A 13,926-nucleotide genomic window follows, 5' to 3' on the forward strand; every position below is an offset into this window, starting at 1 on the left:
ATTATCGTCACTAAAGGAAAAGTTGGGATATTTCGGTCAATTTCTGCGAGACTAGTATCAAATGATCTGCAAACTAAGTCCCTCCGCACCCCGCCTCATCCTCTTTGCCGGCCATGCTGGCACTGGAAAATCAACACTGGCTAAACGAGCCCTGCCCCTCATTATTGAAAAGACAGGGGAAGATTTTTTCTTTTTAGATAAAGACACCGTCTATGGCGCCTTTAGTGCCCATGTGATGGAACTCACCACTCATAATGCAAATGATCGAGATAGTCCCTTCTATCTTGAAAATCTCCGAGACTGGGAATACCGAGGCCTCATCGAGGTCGCCAAAGAGAATCTTTTACTCGGTGTGAACGTCATTTTAGTTGGCCCCTTCTCTAAGGAAATTCAGAGTGGGCAAATGTTTGACCCTTTAGCCCTGGGCATACCACCGCAAACTCGCATTCAGATCGCGTGGATTGATTTAGCAGAGAATGAGGCAAAGCGACGAATGGAAAAACGTGCCGACTCTCGGGATGAGTGGAAGCTAGCGCACTGGGATCAATATGTGGGTCGCCGAATCGATCCACCGCAACATACCGCAATCAAACGCTTTGATAACCTTCATTTTGATGAAGAGCTATTTAACAAATTGGTTGATGATTTGATTAAATAAATCAAATGCCTGCTTACTATTCATTATTAAGCTAGATAATCTAAAGCTACTGCTTCTGCTACTTTAATCCCATCCACCCCAGCAGACAAGATTCCACCAGCATACCCCGCTCCTTCGCCCGCAGGATAAAGACCTTTGATATTTAAACTCTGGAAATTATGACCCCGGGTAATACGTAAAGGCGAAGAGGTTCGGGTCTCTACCCCGGTTAATACCGCATCCTTCATTGAAAAACCTTTGATCTGTTTCTCAAAGGCAGGAATAGCCTCACGAATAGCTTCGATGGCATACGCCGGCAAACTTTCTGCTAAATCCGTCAGATGTACCCCAGGCTTATACGATGGCAGCACGCTACCAAATTCTGTAGAAGGCTTACCTGCCAAAAAGTCACCCACCAATTGACCAGGGGCTTCATAAGTTCGCCCACCTAATTCATAAGCCTTTGATTCAATGGCGCGCTGAAACTCAATACCGGCTAATGGACCGCCCGGATAATCTTCAGGAGTAATGCCCACGACGATTCCCGCGTTGGCGTTACGCTCATTACGACTGTATTGACTCATGCCATTAGTCACCACCCTATTAGGCTCTGAGGTGGCAGCAACGACAGTGCCGCCGGGACACATACAGAAGCTATATACAGAGCGGCCGTTCTGGGCGTGATGAACTAATTTGTAATCTGCTGCACCGATCAACTCATTGCCTGCATGCGGACCCAACCTTGCCCGATCAATTAATGACTGTGGATGCTCAATTCGGAAACCAACTGAAAATGGCTTGGCCTCCATAAATACTCCTGCATCATGCAAGGCCTGAAAAGTATCCCGTGCGCTATGACCCAAGGCCAATATCACATGATTGGCCGCCAGATCTGGATGATTCTCAATTTTGATACCCGTGATTTGATCATTCTGAATATCAAACCCGATTACTTTTTGATTAAAGCGAATTTCACCACCAAGCTCGATGATGTGTTGACGTATTTTTTCAACTACGCCGACTAAACGGAAGGTGCCTATATGAGGCTTGGCAACATAACGAATCTCTTCTGGCGCGCCTGCTTTAATAAACTCCGCAATGACCTTGCGTCCATAAAACTTCGGGTCTTTGATTTGGCTGTAGAGCTTGCCATCTGAGAAGGTGCCAGCGCCGCCCTCTCCGAATTGAACATTCGACTCTGGATTGAGAACATTTTTACGCCACAAGCCCCAGGTATCTTGAGTGCGCTCACGTACTGGCTTGCCACGCTCTAAAACAATCGGCTTAAATCCCATTTGCGCTAATAGCAATGCGGCAAAAATTCCGCAAGGTCCAAATCCAATCACAACAGGTCGTAATGCTGCTCCGCTTGCAATCGATTCTGGCGCCTTGGCTATAAAGTGATAACTGGTGTCGGGTGATGGCCGAATATGAATGTCATTAGAGAACTTCTTGAGTAAGCCATCCTCATCTTTAACAGAACAATCTACGGTGTAGATGAAGGCTAGCGCAACATTCTTTCTAGCGTCATAGCTACGCTTAAAGACCTCAAATGAGATGAGATCTTTGCTAGATAACTGTAAACGCTTGAGAATCGCCTCCTCAATAGCCTCCGGAGGATGGCTGATAGGTAAACGAAGTTCAGTAATGCGAATCATGAATACGACTTACTCAGCTTTTGCTCCTGAGCTTTTCACGACAGTCGCCATCCGATCAAAATCTTTTGCGAGCAACTGATTAAATTCAGTTGGGTTCATATTGCCAATCTCAATCCCTTGTCGACGCATGCGCTCGATAATATCGGGCTGCTTCAAGAGCTTGGTCATTTCAGCGGAGATCTTATTGATCACTTCTCTAGGTGTGCCAGCAGGAGCAAGCAAACCAAACCAACTATCAAATGCATAACCCTTAACCGTGTTGGCAATCGGCGGAATACCTGGAACAAAAGGAGATGGTTTCTCAGAGGAAACGCCCAAGAAACGAATGCGTGAATCATTCATGAATGGCAATGCAGCCACATTGGCAGCAATGACTGCTTGAGCGCGCCCCGCTAACAATTCTGTAATGGCATCACCCGTTCCCTTGGTTGGGATGTGGACCAAATCAATGCCTGCCATGCTGTCAAAGTAGGCCATGGCTAAATGAGAGGCACTGCCGTTGCCGGCGCTTGCATAGTTGTACTGTCCAGGCTTGGCTTTTGCTAGCGCAATAAATTCTGCAACTGTCTTTGCTGGGAATTCAGAATTCGTCATCATCACATAGCTACTAGTACCAATATAGGCGGCAGCTGTGAAATCCTTTTGCGGATCAAAACTCAGCTTAGGAAATAAGGTGCCATTGATGTTGTGACTAGCTGCTGCCATCACGAGGGTATAACCATCTGGTGCAGACTTGGCCACAATGCCAGTACCGACAGTACCGCCTGCCCCAGCTTTGTTTTCAACCAAGACAGTTTCACCTAGTGCAACACCCAATTCATTTGAAAATGAGCGTGCTAAGGCATCTTGAACGCTTCCTGGAGAGAACGGCACGATGATCTTAATCGGCTTAGTTGGCCATGGAGCAGCATGCGCAGATAAATGCATCAAGGAGGCTAAAAACAGACCTCCTAAAAGGTTGGCAGCTAAGCGTATTTTTTTATCAAAACTGGGCTTCATGGCGGGCTCCATTAAATTGAACAAATTCCCAAAATGATACTGGGAATATCTCAATTCGCGGTGTATTTACCGTAAAAGGCGATAATGCGCCATGGCTCTACGCGCAACTATCCACAAAGCAGACCTCCATGTCGCTGATTCTGACCGCCATTACTATGGCAGCCACTCTTTAACGATTGCCAAACACCCGTCCGAGACGGATGAGCGCATGATGATCCGAATCATTGCTTTTGCCTTACAGGCCCATGAAGATTTGGCTTTTACCAAAGGCTTAAGCGATACCGATGAACCCGATTTATGGATTAAAGATCTCACCGACTCCATCAAACTCTGGATTGAAATCGGTCAACCCGATGAGCGGCGCATTCTGAAAGCCTGCGGCAGATCTGACCAAGTCATGGTCTATTGCTATGGCGGGCACACCAGCAAAATCTGGTGGGATGGTATTGCCAATAAATTAACCAGGGCTCGCAACCTGCAGGTGGTATCCATTCCCGCTGAGCAGTCACATGAACTACTGCGACTCGTAGAGCGCAGCATGGTGCTTCATGTCAATGTACAAGATAGTGAAGCGTATGTTTCTTCAGACCAAGGTCAAGTGACGATTACGCCTGAGGTCTGGCGCACTAATCAATAGCAAGACTCCGGAATACACTTCTTATGAAGATCGTTATTTTCGATACCAATGTCTTGCTAGATTTATTTGTTTTTAATGACTTCAGAGCGACTCATCTAAAGCAAGCATTGCTAGATCAAAAAATAGATGCACTTGCTAGCCCCACTACCCTAGAAGAATTTGCAGATGTGATTGCTCGGCCTTTGTTTGCCCTAGAGCCTGATACCCAAAAAACAATCTTCCAGCAGTGGAAAAGTCATGCGCGCATCTTAGAAGACCACAGCTTACTCAAGGCGCCTTGGGAATGTCGCGATAGTGATGATCAAATATTTTTAGATCTTGCGTTTACAGCAAAGCCTTGCGTGCTAATCAGCAAAGACAATGAGATCCTCAAGTTAGCCAGTAAAGCCGCTCCGGCTGGTGTTCTGATCACTGCTGATTACAACGTAATCGATTCAGATCTATAAAGCTTGCGCTGCTTGTGCAGCGATTTCAAAAGACTTGAGGCGCGCTTGGTGATCAAAGATTTGCCCTGTCATAATTAATTCATCGGCTCCAGTGAGATCCAACCAATGACGCATGGTTTTTTGCACAGTCTCTAGTGAGCCCACTGCTGATACTTGCAGAGTATGGGCTGCTGTCATTTTTTCGTGAGGCTCACAAAAATCATCTAAATCAGCAATTGGCGGAGGTAGTTGACCACGCGTATTACGACGCATCCTAATCACGTTTTGCTGTAAGGTGGTAAAGAGGTGTTGTGCCTCTTCATCCGTATCTGCCGCAACGACATTCATCACAAAAGCTGAATACGGCTTATCCAATTTATCGGAGGGTTTAAATAATTCGCGATAGATCTTCATTGCATCCAATAACTGATCAGGAGCAAAGTGAGAAGCAAAGGCATAAGGTAAGCCAAAGTGGGCAGCAAGTTGAGCGCCGTAGAGACTAGAACCTAAAATCCAAATAGGGACTTCAGTATCGGCACCAGGTATTGCCTTGACAGCCTGCCCCTCCTGAATCGGGCCAAAGTAATGCTGCAACTCCCGAACATCCTGAGGAAAACGATCCTCGCCACCTAATAAATCCCTACGCAGTGCCCTTGCAGTCATTTGATCTGTTCCAGGCGCGCGGCCCAAACCCAGCTCAATCCTGCCCGGATAGATGGAAGCTAAGGTGCCAAACTGCTCCGCAATGACTAAGGGCGCATGATTGGGCAACATGACTCCACCAGACCCAAGACGTATCGTTTGAGTGCCCGCCGCCAGATAGCCTATGAGTACTGCTGTCGCTGAGCTCGCATTGCCTGTCATATTGTGATGCTCGGCTACCCAATAGCGTGTGTAGCCCCACTTCTCAGCATGCTGAGCCGCATCCAATGAGTTACGCAATGCATCACCAGCAGTAAATCCCTGTGGGATCGGAGATATATCTAGAATGGAGTATGGGATGGGATTGGCCATCACTAGATCATACTGAGAAAGTCGCTACTTAACATGAGCAAACCCAAAATGGCAGACCCTGATGCCGGACTCTTTAAACCGGGCGCCAAACTAAAACATATTAAGACTGGTGGTTTCTATAAAGTGCTTCTGCTAGCGAATATTGAAGCAACGCTTGAGCCTGCTTACGTTTATGAATCCCTACAGTCTCATGATTTCTGGGTAAGACCCCAAGCGGAAATGGAAGATGGGCGTTTTGAGCTCATTGAACAATAAAGACCCAAAAGATCTAATGAGACCCAATGAGAGGAAGAATTCATGACTCAAACTACTGCAGATGAACGCATCACTAATTTAGAAATCAAACTCAGCTTTACTGAGGATTTGATTGAAAAGCTCAATGAGACCGTCTATAAGCAACAGCAACAAATTGAATTTTTGTACCGCGAACTCAAGGCCATCAAAGAGCAAGCAAGCAGTGGCGGCCCTGGTGGCTCAAGCCTCAAAGATGAAATTCCGCCACACTATTGAGCGACTGATAAGATGGATAGCATCGTTAGTAATACTTTTTACTTCACCTAAAGGACCAAATCATGGGCAACCTAACACCATTTATTGTTCAGTGGGGCTTAACTTCTTTATCCCTCTGGGTAGCCAGCTATATTTTTAGTGGCCTGCGCTTTGCTGATGCCGGCTCGCTCATCATTGCGGCACTGCTATTAGGTTTTGCCAATGCGATTGTCAAACCTTTGCTGATTCTGTTTACACTGCCACTCACTGTACTCACAATGGGCATATTTTTATTAGTCATTAATGCCTTGGTATTAATGCTGGTATCAGCAGTGGTGAGCGGCTTTACGATCTCTAGCTTCTGGACAGCCTTCTTTGCCAGCATCTTTATTTCTCTATTTAGCCTTTTCATCATCAACTTAATTGCCTAAATAAGAGATGAGCGACACTCTTCCAAAGTGCCCTGCCTGCCAGGAGGATATGACCTATCCCGATGGCAGCAACTATGTTTGTCCGCAATGTGGCCATGAATGGCCCATCGCTGAAGCAGCAGCTGAGGAAGAGCTAGGATTAATCGTGAAGGATGCCAACGGCAATTTGCTCGCTGATGGCGATACGGTGACTTTAATTAAAGACCTTAAGGTAAAAGGATCATCTACTACCCTCAAAGTGGGAACCAAGATTAAAGGTATCCGCCTCGTTTCAGGCGATCACGAAGTGGATTGCAAAACTGAAGCAGGCAGTATGTTGCTCAAAGCCTGCTTCCTTAAAAAGGCATAAGCGCCCCTCCCTAATTACTAGCCTTTTTCAATACGGCATAGATTTGATCCTTCAATAAGAGCTTTTCCTTCTTGAGGGTTTCAATTTGCTCTGGAGTACTTGGCTCAGAATGCGCCTCCATGCGAATAATGCGTTGATCTAACTGATTATGTTTATCGAATAAATGAGAAAAATGACGATCTGTTGTTTTTAACTGGGTAATGAGTTCGCGATATTCAGGAAACATAGCTGCTCTTTTCACTTTGGTTAATCAAAACTACGCGTATTCAGTTTAGCAATCCTCCTCAAAGAGAACAATGGGGCTCGGATTAATTTAATTTTCCCCTTCTTCCCTTGATTTATGCAGGAAAAACCCCATATAGGAATGAGGTTTTCTTGATAGAAACTGCAGTAATATCTACAAGTGCATACAGCACTACTAAATCAAAAGAAGGGTAATAAACCATGGCTACAAAGAAGTCTCCAGCAAAAAAGAAAGTAGCTACCAAGGTGGTAACAAAAGCCCCTGCAAAGAAAGCTGTTAAAAAAGTACCTGCTAAGAAAGTAGCAAGTAAAAAGACAGTGAAAAAAGTAGTGAAAAAACCGGCAGCTAAGAAAGCGGCAGTTAAAAAAGTCGCCTCTAAGAAAACCGTTGCCAAAAAACCTGCTGCTAAAAAACCAGCGGCTAAAAAGGTGAGTAAGAAGGTAGTTAAAAAGACTTCCGCTAAATCACCGAAAGTTGATCAATATGGCCTTGAGCAAGATGATGAGTTCTACGGCCTCTACTTCGCAAAATCAACCAAAAAAGGTTTGGTTGAAGTGAAGCCTTGTACCTTCACATTGATGTATTGGTGGAAAGGCTTGCTTGGCTACCCTGACATGATCGAAATTTCCAAAGGAAGCAATACTGCGATGTTGCAGTTTGAGTCCACTTTTGGTGGTGGTGATTCAGGTGAAACTGAACTTACTGAAAAAGATGTCTTGGATATTGATCACATCATTGAAGTCGATGAAGAAGAGATGCTAATTTCTCTCTACTCCTATGTGCCAATCCCAGTACCAGAGAAATTAGTGGGCGCATTAAGCCTATCTATCCTCAATATCAATCCTGAAACCCGTTATGGCAGCCTAGAGTTGTGCTCGACCGAGAATGAAGAAGGTCAAACTGAGCACTTTTTGCGTTATCGTGCCGCAACCTATCTGCGTGGCATTAAATCAGGCAAGGTTGAAGCGATTGAGAGCATGGTAACCAACGGATCAGAGTTCTTTGGTCTTGCTTTGGATGCAATGTGCGTCAATAAATCCATCAAGAAGTGGTTGCTGAGCTAATCAGTGAACCAAGTTATTACCTACATAAGTAGGTATACGACATAGGAAAGCGGTCATTACCAGTCTTACGGTTATCAACCAAAGTAGCGGTCCGCTTTCCTAACTTATTACATTCACCTACAGCAACTTCCTGTATTTCAGAATCCTTAGCCGTCTTAGGAGCATGCACTCCTACCGTGCCATCAGACTGTTTGTATACCCGAAAGTCACTTACTGGCGTTGAGCAAGCCAGCAGAAACAGGCTTGTACTAAGCCATAAGCAACGCATTAGTAAAATTGTAAAACGATTCATCATGGTCTATACCTGCATATATCCGTAACGAAGATTGGTTCTACCATCACCAAACTCGTCATAATGGAGTTTAGCTAAAGCGACCTTGTCATTCGCTAAGGCAGCACGCTGAGCTTGAGTAAAGTTGTAGATCCGTGCTGAATTATTACCAAAGATGGCTTGCTTAACAGGTCCATCAGCCGCACCTAATGGTGCAAAGCCATATTTCTTTTGCATATCTTCCGGGATTTCTAAACGACGTAGAGCTTCTATTTGCCATTGAGGTGATCCGGTCCAAATCGCATCCGTTCCCCACACGACATGATCAGATCCAAGACCTTGAATGAGTTGACCCAACATGGCAGCACAGAGCCTTGGCTCTGCAATAGTACTTTGAGCAAAGATTTGCCCCAAGTCACCATAGACATTGTTGACGCCTGCTTTTTGAGGGATTTGTGCTAAGTCAGTGACCCAATCAATCCGACCCGTACGCATAAATTGCTGCCAACCTTCTTCCCACGTCCCACCGGTATACCGAAATCCTGAGTGATAAATCACGAAATTGAGTTGCGGCCAATCCTTGGCTGCTTTGGCAACGTCATCTACATTGGCATACGGCAAAAGATGTGGATACTGCTTTGTTACAGATGGCGGATATAAACCTTTGTGTACGCAGACATTGGCTAAGCTCGGCTGTGTTTTGCTCCACTTTGATAACTTTTCATAAAAGGGATAGACCAACTTTTCATCATCAAGACGCCATGGATGCTTTGATAATTGTTTATTGGTGTTGTCTCCAATGGTGTAGCCCTTAAAGGAATCTGGTTTCAGATTCTCATAATCAGCCTCTGCTTTTTCAAGCCAGCCTGGAGTCCCAGGCATGAAAATGGCATGAGAGAACATGCGCTTAGTGCCAGACTCTTGATTTACGGTCTTGCGTGCCTGCGCTTTCATCTCATTGGTTAAAAACCAATCTCGAGGGTCTTCTGAGCCCGATCCAGAAATCAAAGCAACCTTGGTATCGCTATCTAAATAAATCTCTTTAAAGTAATTAGCAAACTTGAGATCATCTAAGGTCTGCGGCTTACCAGCTAGAGCAGGATTCCAAGCAGCTCTCCCTACGGCCTCACGAGACCTAACAAAACCCTCTAAACGAGTATCGTCTCGCAAGAAATGGGTGTGCATATCCATGATGAATTGATTCTTGAGTAATGCAGCGCGCTCATTGGCCATCTCTGGGGTGGCCGCCTCCGCATGACTGACTCCATACAATGGGCCAAAGGTGTCATTCATAGCCACGAAGGCTGCTGCCATGCCCGTAGCCCCCTGGAAGAATCTCCGACGAGAAACGCCCTGATGCTTTGCTAGTCTTGTACCGATTTCTTTAACGCGTTTCTCAAACTCTTTTTGCTTGGGCGTTTGTACGCCTGGCATGAATTCATCACTGGAGATCGCTTGTGTAGGAATAGGCGAGCGAAATCGTGCATTTTCTGCCGGTATTAACTTTTCAATCTCGTCAGGCGTCATCATGATATGAGTCTCCTATCTCACAAGAATGTTTAGCGCTTTTGATACTCTTTTACTATGTTATTGGCTACTTGTTGCAAATGCTAGGCTATGAGCAAAATAGACAAAAACTGCAATGGCCAATACTTTAAAGTTTTTCATTATTTTCGTAGCTGCAAAATATCGCTATTCACAATTGCCTCAGATCCACTAATGACCCGCTCCCCAAGCTTCTCATGACTTGCTACCAATGACTTTTTAATCACTATCACGGAGTTTCTAAACTCAATGGATTCAACCCAGCCCTCCTGAATAAAAGCAGGCATCTGCCCCAAAGGAAAAAAGGTTCTGAAATAAACGTCGATTGGGAGCTCACTCCCCCAAAATTGAATACTAATGACATCGACTAACTTTTTAAAGAAGCCATAAGCAGAAAATTCATTTAATACACCTCCACCCCACTCATTTAAGTAGAGTGTGTGTGCATCCTCAACCACGAATATGCCTCCAGGCTTTACAAGAGGAAAATAGATCATGAAACTATTCAAAATATCATTAGAAAGATGTGAACCATCATCAATCACAATATCAAATTCTTTGCTAATGGCGGTGATGCGCTCATAGGTTTCTGGCTGATTTGCATCGCCTACCACTACATGAACACGTGGATCATCGTATTGCAATTGAGAACAACGTTCATCAATATCACAACCAATCAATACATTGGCGTCGCCAAAAAAGGTTTTCCAAGTTTCTAGTGATCCACCATTTTGAACGCCGATTTCAAGTAGATTAATTTTTTGTGTGCGGTATTTTTGAAAGAGTTCATCATAAAAGGGGAGATATGAAGACCACTTGTCGCTTACCTTCCCTGTTTTTTGCTTATGAATTTGCTCGATAGACAAATTACTCATTTCCAAAGCTTTCTTTTATATAAACCGCGTTGTAATCAGACAAAGGATACGAATTGCGCTCATTGACTTGGCGGAGCAGAAATCTGCTCTTGGATTTACTCTTTATTAAAAAAGTTAACACTTCATAAAATAGCTTCCGTAAGTCGGATACGGTAATTTTACTCGGACATAGTACATTTAGTAAGCAATAAAAATACTTCAGAGAATAGCGTCGTCCAATTGCTAAAAACCAGTCACCGAAGTGCTAAAACCATCAAAGTAAACCACTTGAGTTTGCCATGGTTGGGCAGCAAAAGAGATGTTGGAGTTGTAGATCCCAACTGCTAAGGTATCAAAGGCATTGGAATTGGGCAATGTAGCCCTAGTTTCATTGATCACTAATTTGTCGTTAACATAAATCTGTATATAGCCATCAGAGGCGGTGGTGGATTTAATCACATATCTAAACTTGATCCACTTATTGTATGGATTTGTATCGATGACTAAGCGTGGGTTAGCAGTCCAATTAAAGTCTTTAAATGTTTCTAGAGACAGCGTACCCGTGTAATCAATTTTGAGAAATGCTAGGCCACCAAAACCATCAGTACCCAGGCCAGAACATTGGTTCCTAGTAAGACACTCCCAGGTAACCTGCGTTAATATCGTTTGTGGGTAACCGCCATTTTTTGGCGTTGGCTGTATCTGTGTTTGTGCTGGTATGTAAATAGCATATTCATAAGTAATAATTTGACCTGCTGTTGATGTATTCCTATTTTGAAATATTTCCCAGCGGCTACGATCATTGACGCAATCATTAAATGAGGCAGCTGCGCTGCAGTCTCCAGGCCTTACTTCAAATCGCACAGATTGAGAACCAGAATAAACGGGTTGATTATTGGCTTTATCAACTACCAAGCAACCCCATGATGAAGCATTAATCGGAAGCTTTACTACAAAAGGAATATTCCCAAAAGCATCTGTATTACTAAAATCATTAGCGCATTGAGTTCCTGCTGGAGTGGCCAGGCTTATGGTCGAAGCTGGCGTCGAGCTGGATGATGAGCTTGAGGAATCACCACCGCCACCACAGGACACTAATGCAATAAAAGTCAAAGTTGTAAGGTAATATTTCAATTAGCCAACCCTGCTTACTAAAAATTAGTAATCCCTATTCCAAATCCATCAAAGTACACCACTTGAGTCTGCCATGCCTGTGAAGCCGAGGACAGAGAAGAGTTATAGATGCCTAATTTCAGGGTATCTGAAGCATTGGAATTAGGTAATGTTGCTCTTGTTTCATTGATGAGCAATTTGTCATTTGCGTATATCTGTATATAGCCATCTGAAGCGGCAGTAGATTTAATCACATACCTCATTTTGATCCACTTATTGTAGGAATTAGAATCTACTAAAACCGTCTGATTGGGAACCCATGTGAAATCCAGATGTGTTTGCAGGTAAAGTGCGCCCGTATAGTCAATTTTTAGAAATGCCAAAGCACCATAGCCGCCACTACCTAGACTAGAGCAGGGGTTGCTAGATGAGCATTGCCAGTTAATTTGCGTGAGCACTGTTAGTGGTTTTGAGCCTGGTCCACTTGTAGGGGGAGGCTGAATCAGTGGCTGTGATGGTACGTAGATGGCATATTCATAGGTGATAATTTCACCCTGAGTAGATTTACCCCTATTCTGAAATATCTCCCAACGACTCCGATCATTTACGCAATCATTGAAAGTGGAGCTTGCGTTACAGTCTCCAGGCCTTACCTCAAAGCGAACTGATTGAGAACCCGAGTAGACGGGTTGATTATTGGCTTTATCAACCACCAAGCAACCCCAGGATGAGGCATTGATAGGCTGCGACACTGAAAAAGTAATATTCCCAAAAGCATCTGTATTGCCAAAGTCATTAGCGCACATAGTTCCTGCTGGCGTTGCTAGGCTTATGGTTGATGCAGGGGTTGAGCTAGATGAAGAACTTGATGAATCGCCACCGCCGCCACAAGCAGATAGCATTACTACAAAACCAAAATGCATTAGGATTTTAATCTTAGCCAAAGCGAATTCCAGGAATATATTTATATTAAATATAACCTTCTTAAGTACTATATTGAAGCAATTAAACTCTCGTTTACCCTAAAGGATCCATCCACCTGAAGGGGTGATTTATTTTCTTGAATAGGTCTCTGCCGATGCAATTGCGTTGTCGCCGTTTCCGCCTACGCTTGTGCCGCCCACTATCAAGACATCGCCATTTAATAAACGCGCTTCAGCATGACGCCAGCGAGGTACCGTCATCGAGCCAGTAACGGAAAAGGTAGCGGTAATGGGGTCATAAAGTTCTGCAGAAGATAACACTTGATCCGCTCCCGGATTGTATCCACCAGCAATCAGAACCTTGCCATCAATCAATAGCGTGGATGTTTGTCGGCCAGTTGGAGTATTCAATGACCCCGAATAAGAAAAAGTGCCAGTTTGCATGTTATATAAACTAGCAGATGCAAGAACGACATTCTCAGCACCATATCCACCCACAATTAGTACTTTTCCATCTAACAAAAGGTTGGCCGTTGGAAAGCGTCGAGGTGTCCCCATTGAGCCTGTTACGCTAAATCTCCCAGTCACAGGATCGTAAATTTCTGGCGCATCTAGATTGCTTCCATTGTAGCCACCTGCTATTAATACTGTACCATTTTCGAGAAGGGTTGCCGTTGAGTTTCGACGTGCAGTAGACATAGATCCAGTAGGCGAAAAGCTTCCGGTAGCAGGGTCATAAATTTCAGCGCTAGAAAGGGCACAGCAATAGCTATCGTAGGAATAGCCGCCCACAACCAATACTTTTCCGCTATTCAGCAATGTTGCTGTTGGATTTACACGTGGAGTACTCATACTGGCTGTTACCTGCCAAGTTCCGGATGCAGGATTGTAAATTTCAACAGAATCAATCCCAGTTCCGGATGTACCTTCACCCCCAGCCACAAAAATACGCCCATCTAAAAGTCGTACAGAGGATGCTGCATAGCGAGGATTCGACATAGATCCAGTGGGGGTAAATGTCCTTGATATTGGATCATAGAGATCAGCCGAAGCAACAGCGCTAGCTCCCGAGCCAACACCACCTGCAACAAGCACCCTGCCATCAGTCAATAAGTTTGCAGTTGGCATAGAGCGAGGGGATGACATCATGCCAGTTGCAGTAAATGTCCCCGAAGTACTGGATGATGTTGATGAACTTGATCCGCTATCCCCACAAGAAACCAAGCTGGCACCAATACAAACATATAAAGCTATTAATAAAGTCTTTTTCATC

18 protein-coding genes are annotated in these 13,926 nt (G+C 44.5%); 8 read left to right on the plus strand and 10 right to left on the minus strand.

From position 1 onward, the window contains the following. Positions 1 to 61: 61 nt before the first annotated feature. Positions 62 to 658, plus strand: coding sequence for an AAA family ATPase (locus ICN41_RS04285; protein WP_216291582.1), 597 nt, complete (start codon positions 62 to 64; stop codon positions 656 to 658). Between the two features lie 26 nt (positions 659 to 684). Here ICN41_RS04285 and ICN41_RS04290 read toward each other — a convergent pair whose 3' ends face one another. Both ICN41_RS04290 and ICN41_RS04295 read right to left on the minus strand, forming a co-directional pair. Next, entirely contained in the window at positions 685 to 2,295 is a 1,611-nt protein-coding gene (locus ICN41_RS04290; RefSeq protein ID WP_216291583.1) for an NAD(P)/FAD-dependent oxidoreductase, read from the minus strand. A gap of 9 nt (positions 2,296 to 2,304) precedes the next feature. Then, entirely contained in the window at positions 2,305 to 3,294 is a 990-nt protein-coding gene (locus ICN41_RS04295; RefSeq protein ID WP_216291584.1) for a tripartite tricarboxylate transporter substrate binding protein, read from the minus strand. Positions 3,295 to 3,385: 91 nt separating this feature from the next. On the opposite strand from ICN41_RS04295, the gene ICN41_RS04300 reads away from it, so the two are divergent. Together ICN41_RS04300 and ICN41_RS04305 are read left to right on the plus strand one after the other, a co-directional pair. Then, entirely contained in the window at positions 3,386 to 3,931 is a 546-nt protein-coding gene (locus tag ICN41_RS04300; protein WP_216291585.1) for a YaeQ family protein, read from the plus strand. A 23-nt stretch (positions 3,932 to 3,954) separates the two neighbouring features. Beyond that, positions 3,955 to 4,377, plus strand: a complete 423-nt coding sequence (locus ICN41_RS04305) for a putative toxin-antitoxin system toxin component, PIN family (RefSeq protein ID WP_216291586.1) — start codon at positions 3,955 to 3,957, stop codon at positions 4,375 to 4,377. Here ICN41_RS04305 and ICN41_RS04310 read toward each other — a convergent pair. Further along, entirely contained in the window at positions 4,372 to 5,370 is a 999-nt protein-coding gene (locus ICN41_RS04310) for an LLM class flavin-dependent oxidoreductase (protein WP_216291587.1), read from the minus strand. The genes ICN41_RS04305 and ICN41_RS04310 overlap by 6 nt on opposite strands. Before the next feature lie 33 nt (positions 5,371 to 5,403). Here ICN41_RS04310 and ICN41_RS04315 point away from each other — a divergent pair, with 33 nt between their 5' ends. Genes ICN41_RS04315 through ICN41_RS04330 form a run of 4 tightly spaced genes read left to right on the plus strand, consistent with a single transcriptional unit; the run spans position 5,404 to position 6,639 of the window. Then, entirely contained in the window at positions 5,404 to 5,625 is a 222-nt protein-coding gene (locus tag ICN41_RS04315) for a hypothetical protein (protein ID WP_216291588.1), read from the plus strand. A 42-nt stretch (positions 5,626 to 5,667) separates the two neighbouring features. Beyond that, positions 5,668 to 5,880 carry a SlyX family protein gene (locus tag ICN41_RS04320; RefSeq protein ID WP_216291589.1) on the plus strand — a complete coding sequence of 71 codons (213 nt, stop codon included), beginning with the start codon at positions 5,668 to 5,670 and terminating at the stop codon, positions 5,878 to 5,880. A 59-nt stretch (positions 5,881 to 5,939) separates the two neighbouring features. Further along, the gene (locus ICN41_RS04325) at positions 5,940 to 6,290 is read left to right on the plus strand and encodes a phage holin family protein (protein ID WP_216291747.1); all 351 of its coding nucleotides are present in this window, start codon (positions 5,940 to 5,942) and stop codon (positions 6,288 to 6,290) included. A 7-nt stretch (positions 6,291 to 6,297) separates the two neighbouring features. Continuing rightward, positions 6,298 to 6,639 (plus strand): zinc ribbon domain-containing protein YjdM, encoded by a 342-nt coding sequence (locus tag ICN41_RS04330; RefSeq protein ID WP_216291590.1) that lies wholly within the window; start codon positions 6,298 to 6,300, stop codon positions 6,637 to 6,639. A 10-nt stretch (positions 6,640 to 6,649) separates the two neighbouring features. Here the strand turns inward: ICN41_RS04330 and ICN41_RS04335 are convergent, their stop codons facing one another. Beyond that, positions 6,650 to 6,865, minus strand: coding sequence for a YdcH family protein (locus tag ICN41_RS04335; RefSeq protein WP_216291748.1), 216 nt, complete (start codon positions 6,863 to 6,865; stop codon positions 6,650 to 6,652). Positions 6,866 to 7,083: 218 nt separating this feature from the next. On the opposite strand from ICN41_RS04335, the gene ICN41_RS04340 reads away from it, so the two are divergent. Then, positions 7,084 to 7,947, plus strand: a complete 864-nt coding sequence (locus tag ICN41_RS04340; RefSeq protein ID WP_216291591.1) for a hypothetical protein — start codon at positions 7,084 to 7,086, stop codon at positions 7,945 to 7,947. Between the two features lie 16 nt (positions 7,948 to 7,963). Here the strand turns inward: ICN41_RS04340 and ICN41_RS04345 are convergent, their stop codons facing one another. The 6 genes from ICN41_RS04345 to ICN41_RS04370 form a co-directional block, all read right to left on the minus strand. Further along, on the minus strand, positions 7,964 to 8,239 hold the full coding sequence (locus ICN41_RS04345) for a hypothetical protein (RefSeq protein ID WP_255537895.1): 276 nt from the start codon (positions 8,237 to 8,239) through the stop codon (positions 7,964 to 7,966). Positions 8,240 to 8,245: 6 nt separating this feature from the next. After that, positions 8,246 to 9,748, minus strand: coding sequence for an amidohydrolase family protein (locus ICN41_RS04350; RefSeq protein WP_216291592.1), 1,503 nt, complete (start codon positions 9,746 to 9,748; stop codon positions 8,246 to 8,248). A 137-nt stretch (positions 9,749 to 9,885) separates the two neighbouring features. Beyond that, positions 9,886 to 10,638 carry a class I SAM-dependent methyltransferase gene (locus ICN41_RS04355; protein WP_216291593.1) on the minus strand — a complete coding sequence of 251 codons (753 nt, stop codon included), beginning with the start codon at positions 10,636 to 10,638 and terminating at the stop codon, positions 9,886 to 9,888. 222 nt (positions 10,639 to 10,860) lie between these two features. Beyond that, the gene (locus ICN41_RS04360) at positions 10,861 to 11,730 is read right to left on the minus strand and encodes a heparin lyase I family protein (protein WP_216291594.1); all 870 of its coding nucleotides are present in this window, start codon (positions 11,728 to 11,730) and stop codon (positions 10,861 to 10,863) included. A 38-nt stretch (positions 11,731 to 11,768) separates the two neighbouring features. After that, on the minus strand, positions 11,769 to 12,674 hold the full coding sequence (locus tag ICN41_RS04365) for a heparin lyase I family protein (RefSeq protein WP_216291595.1): 906 nt from the start codon (positions 12,672 to 12,674) through the stop codon (positions 11,769 to 11,771). Between the two features lie 108 nt (positions 12,675 to 12,782). After that, entirely contained in the window at positions 12,783 to 13,925 is a 1,143-nt protein-coding gene (locus ICN41_RS04370) for a kelch repeat-containing protein (RefSeq protein ID WP_216291596.1), read from the minus strand. Position 13,926 lies beyond the last annotated feature (1 nt).

Origin of the sequence: Polynucleobacter sp. 15G-AUS-farblos (assembly GCF_018882445.1) — a bacterium.
GTDB lineage: Bacteria > Pseudomonadota > Gammaproteobacteria > Burkholderiales > Burkholderiaceae > Polynucleobacter.

Bases quoted from the DNA above. Each gene is read 5' to 3' on its own strand.
- ICN41_RS04285 (WP_216291582.1), top strand. From the start codon at position 62: ATGATCTGCAAACTAAGTCCCTCCGCACCCCGCCTCATCCTCTTTGCC.
- ICN41_RS04290 (WP_216291583.1), bottom strand. From the start codon at position 2,295: ATGATTCGCATTACTGAACTTCGTTTACCTATCAGCCATCCTCCGGAG.
- ICN41_RS04295 (WP_216291584.1), bottom strand. From the start codon at position 3,294: ATGAAGCCCAGTTTTGATAAAAAAATACGCTTAGCTGCCAACCTTTTA.
- ICN41_RS04300 (WP_216291585.1), top strand. From the start codon at position 3,386: ATGGCTCTACGCGCAACTATCCACAAAGCAGACCTCCATGTCGCTGAT.
- ICN41_RS04305 (WP_216291586.1), top strand. From the start codon at position 3,955: ATGAAGATCGTTATTTTCGATACCAATGTCTTGCTAGATTTATTTGTT.
- ICN41_RS04310 (WP_216291587.1), bottom strand. From the start codon at position 5,370: ATGGCCAATCCCATCCCATACTCCATTCTAGATATATCTCCGATCCCA.
- ICN41_RS04315 (WP_216291588.1), top strand. From the start codon at position 5,404: ATGAGCAAACCCAAAATGGCAGACCCTGATGCCGGACTCTTTAAACCG.
- ICN41_RS04320 (WP_216291589.1), top strand. From the start codon at position 5,668: ATGACTCAAACTACTGCAGATGAACGCATCACTAATTTAGAAATCAAA.
- ICN41_RS04330 (WP_216291590.1), top strand. From the start codon at position 6,298: ATGAGCGACACTCTTCCAAAGTGCCCTGCCTGCCAGGAGGATATGACC.
- ICN41_RS04335 (WP_216291748.1), bottom strand. From the start codon at position 6,865: ATGTTTCCTGAATATCGCGAACTCATTACCCAGTTAAAAACAACAGAT.
- ICN41_RS04340 (WP_216291591.1), top strand. From the start codon at position 7,084: ATGGCTACAAAGAAGTCTCCAGCAAAAAAGAAAGTAGCTACCAAGGTG.
- ICN41_RS04345 (WP_255537895.1), bottom strand. From the start codon at position 8,239: ATGAATCGTTTTACAATTTTACTAATGCGTTGCTTATGGCTTAGTACA.
- ICN41_RS04350 (WP_216291592.1), bottom strand. From the start codon at position 9,748: ATGATGACGCCTGACGAGATTGAAAAGTTAATACCGGCAGAAAATGCA.
- ICN41_RS04355 (WP_216291593.1), bottom strand. From the start codon at position 10,638: ATGAGTAATTTGTCTATCGAGCAAATTCATAAGCAAAAAACAGGGAAG.
- ICN41_RS04370 (WP_216291596.1), bottom strand. From the start codon at position 13,925: ATGAAAAAGACTTTATTAATAGCTTTATATGTTTGTATTGGTGCCAGC.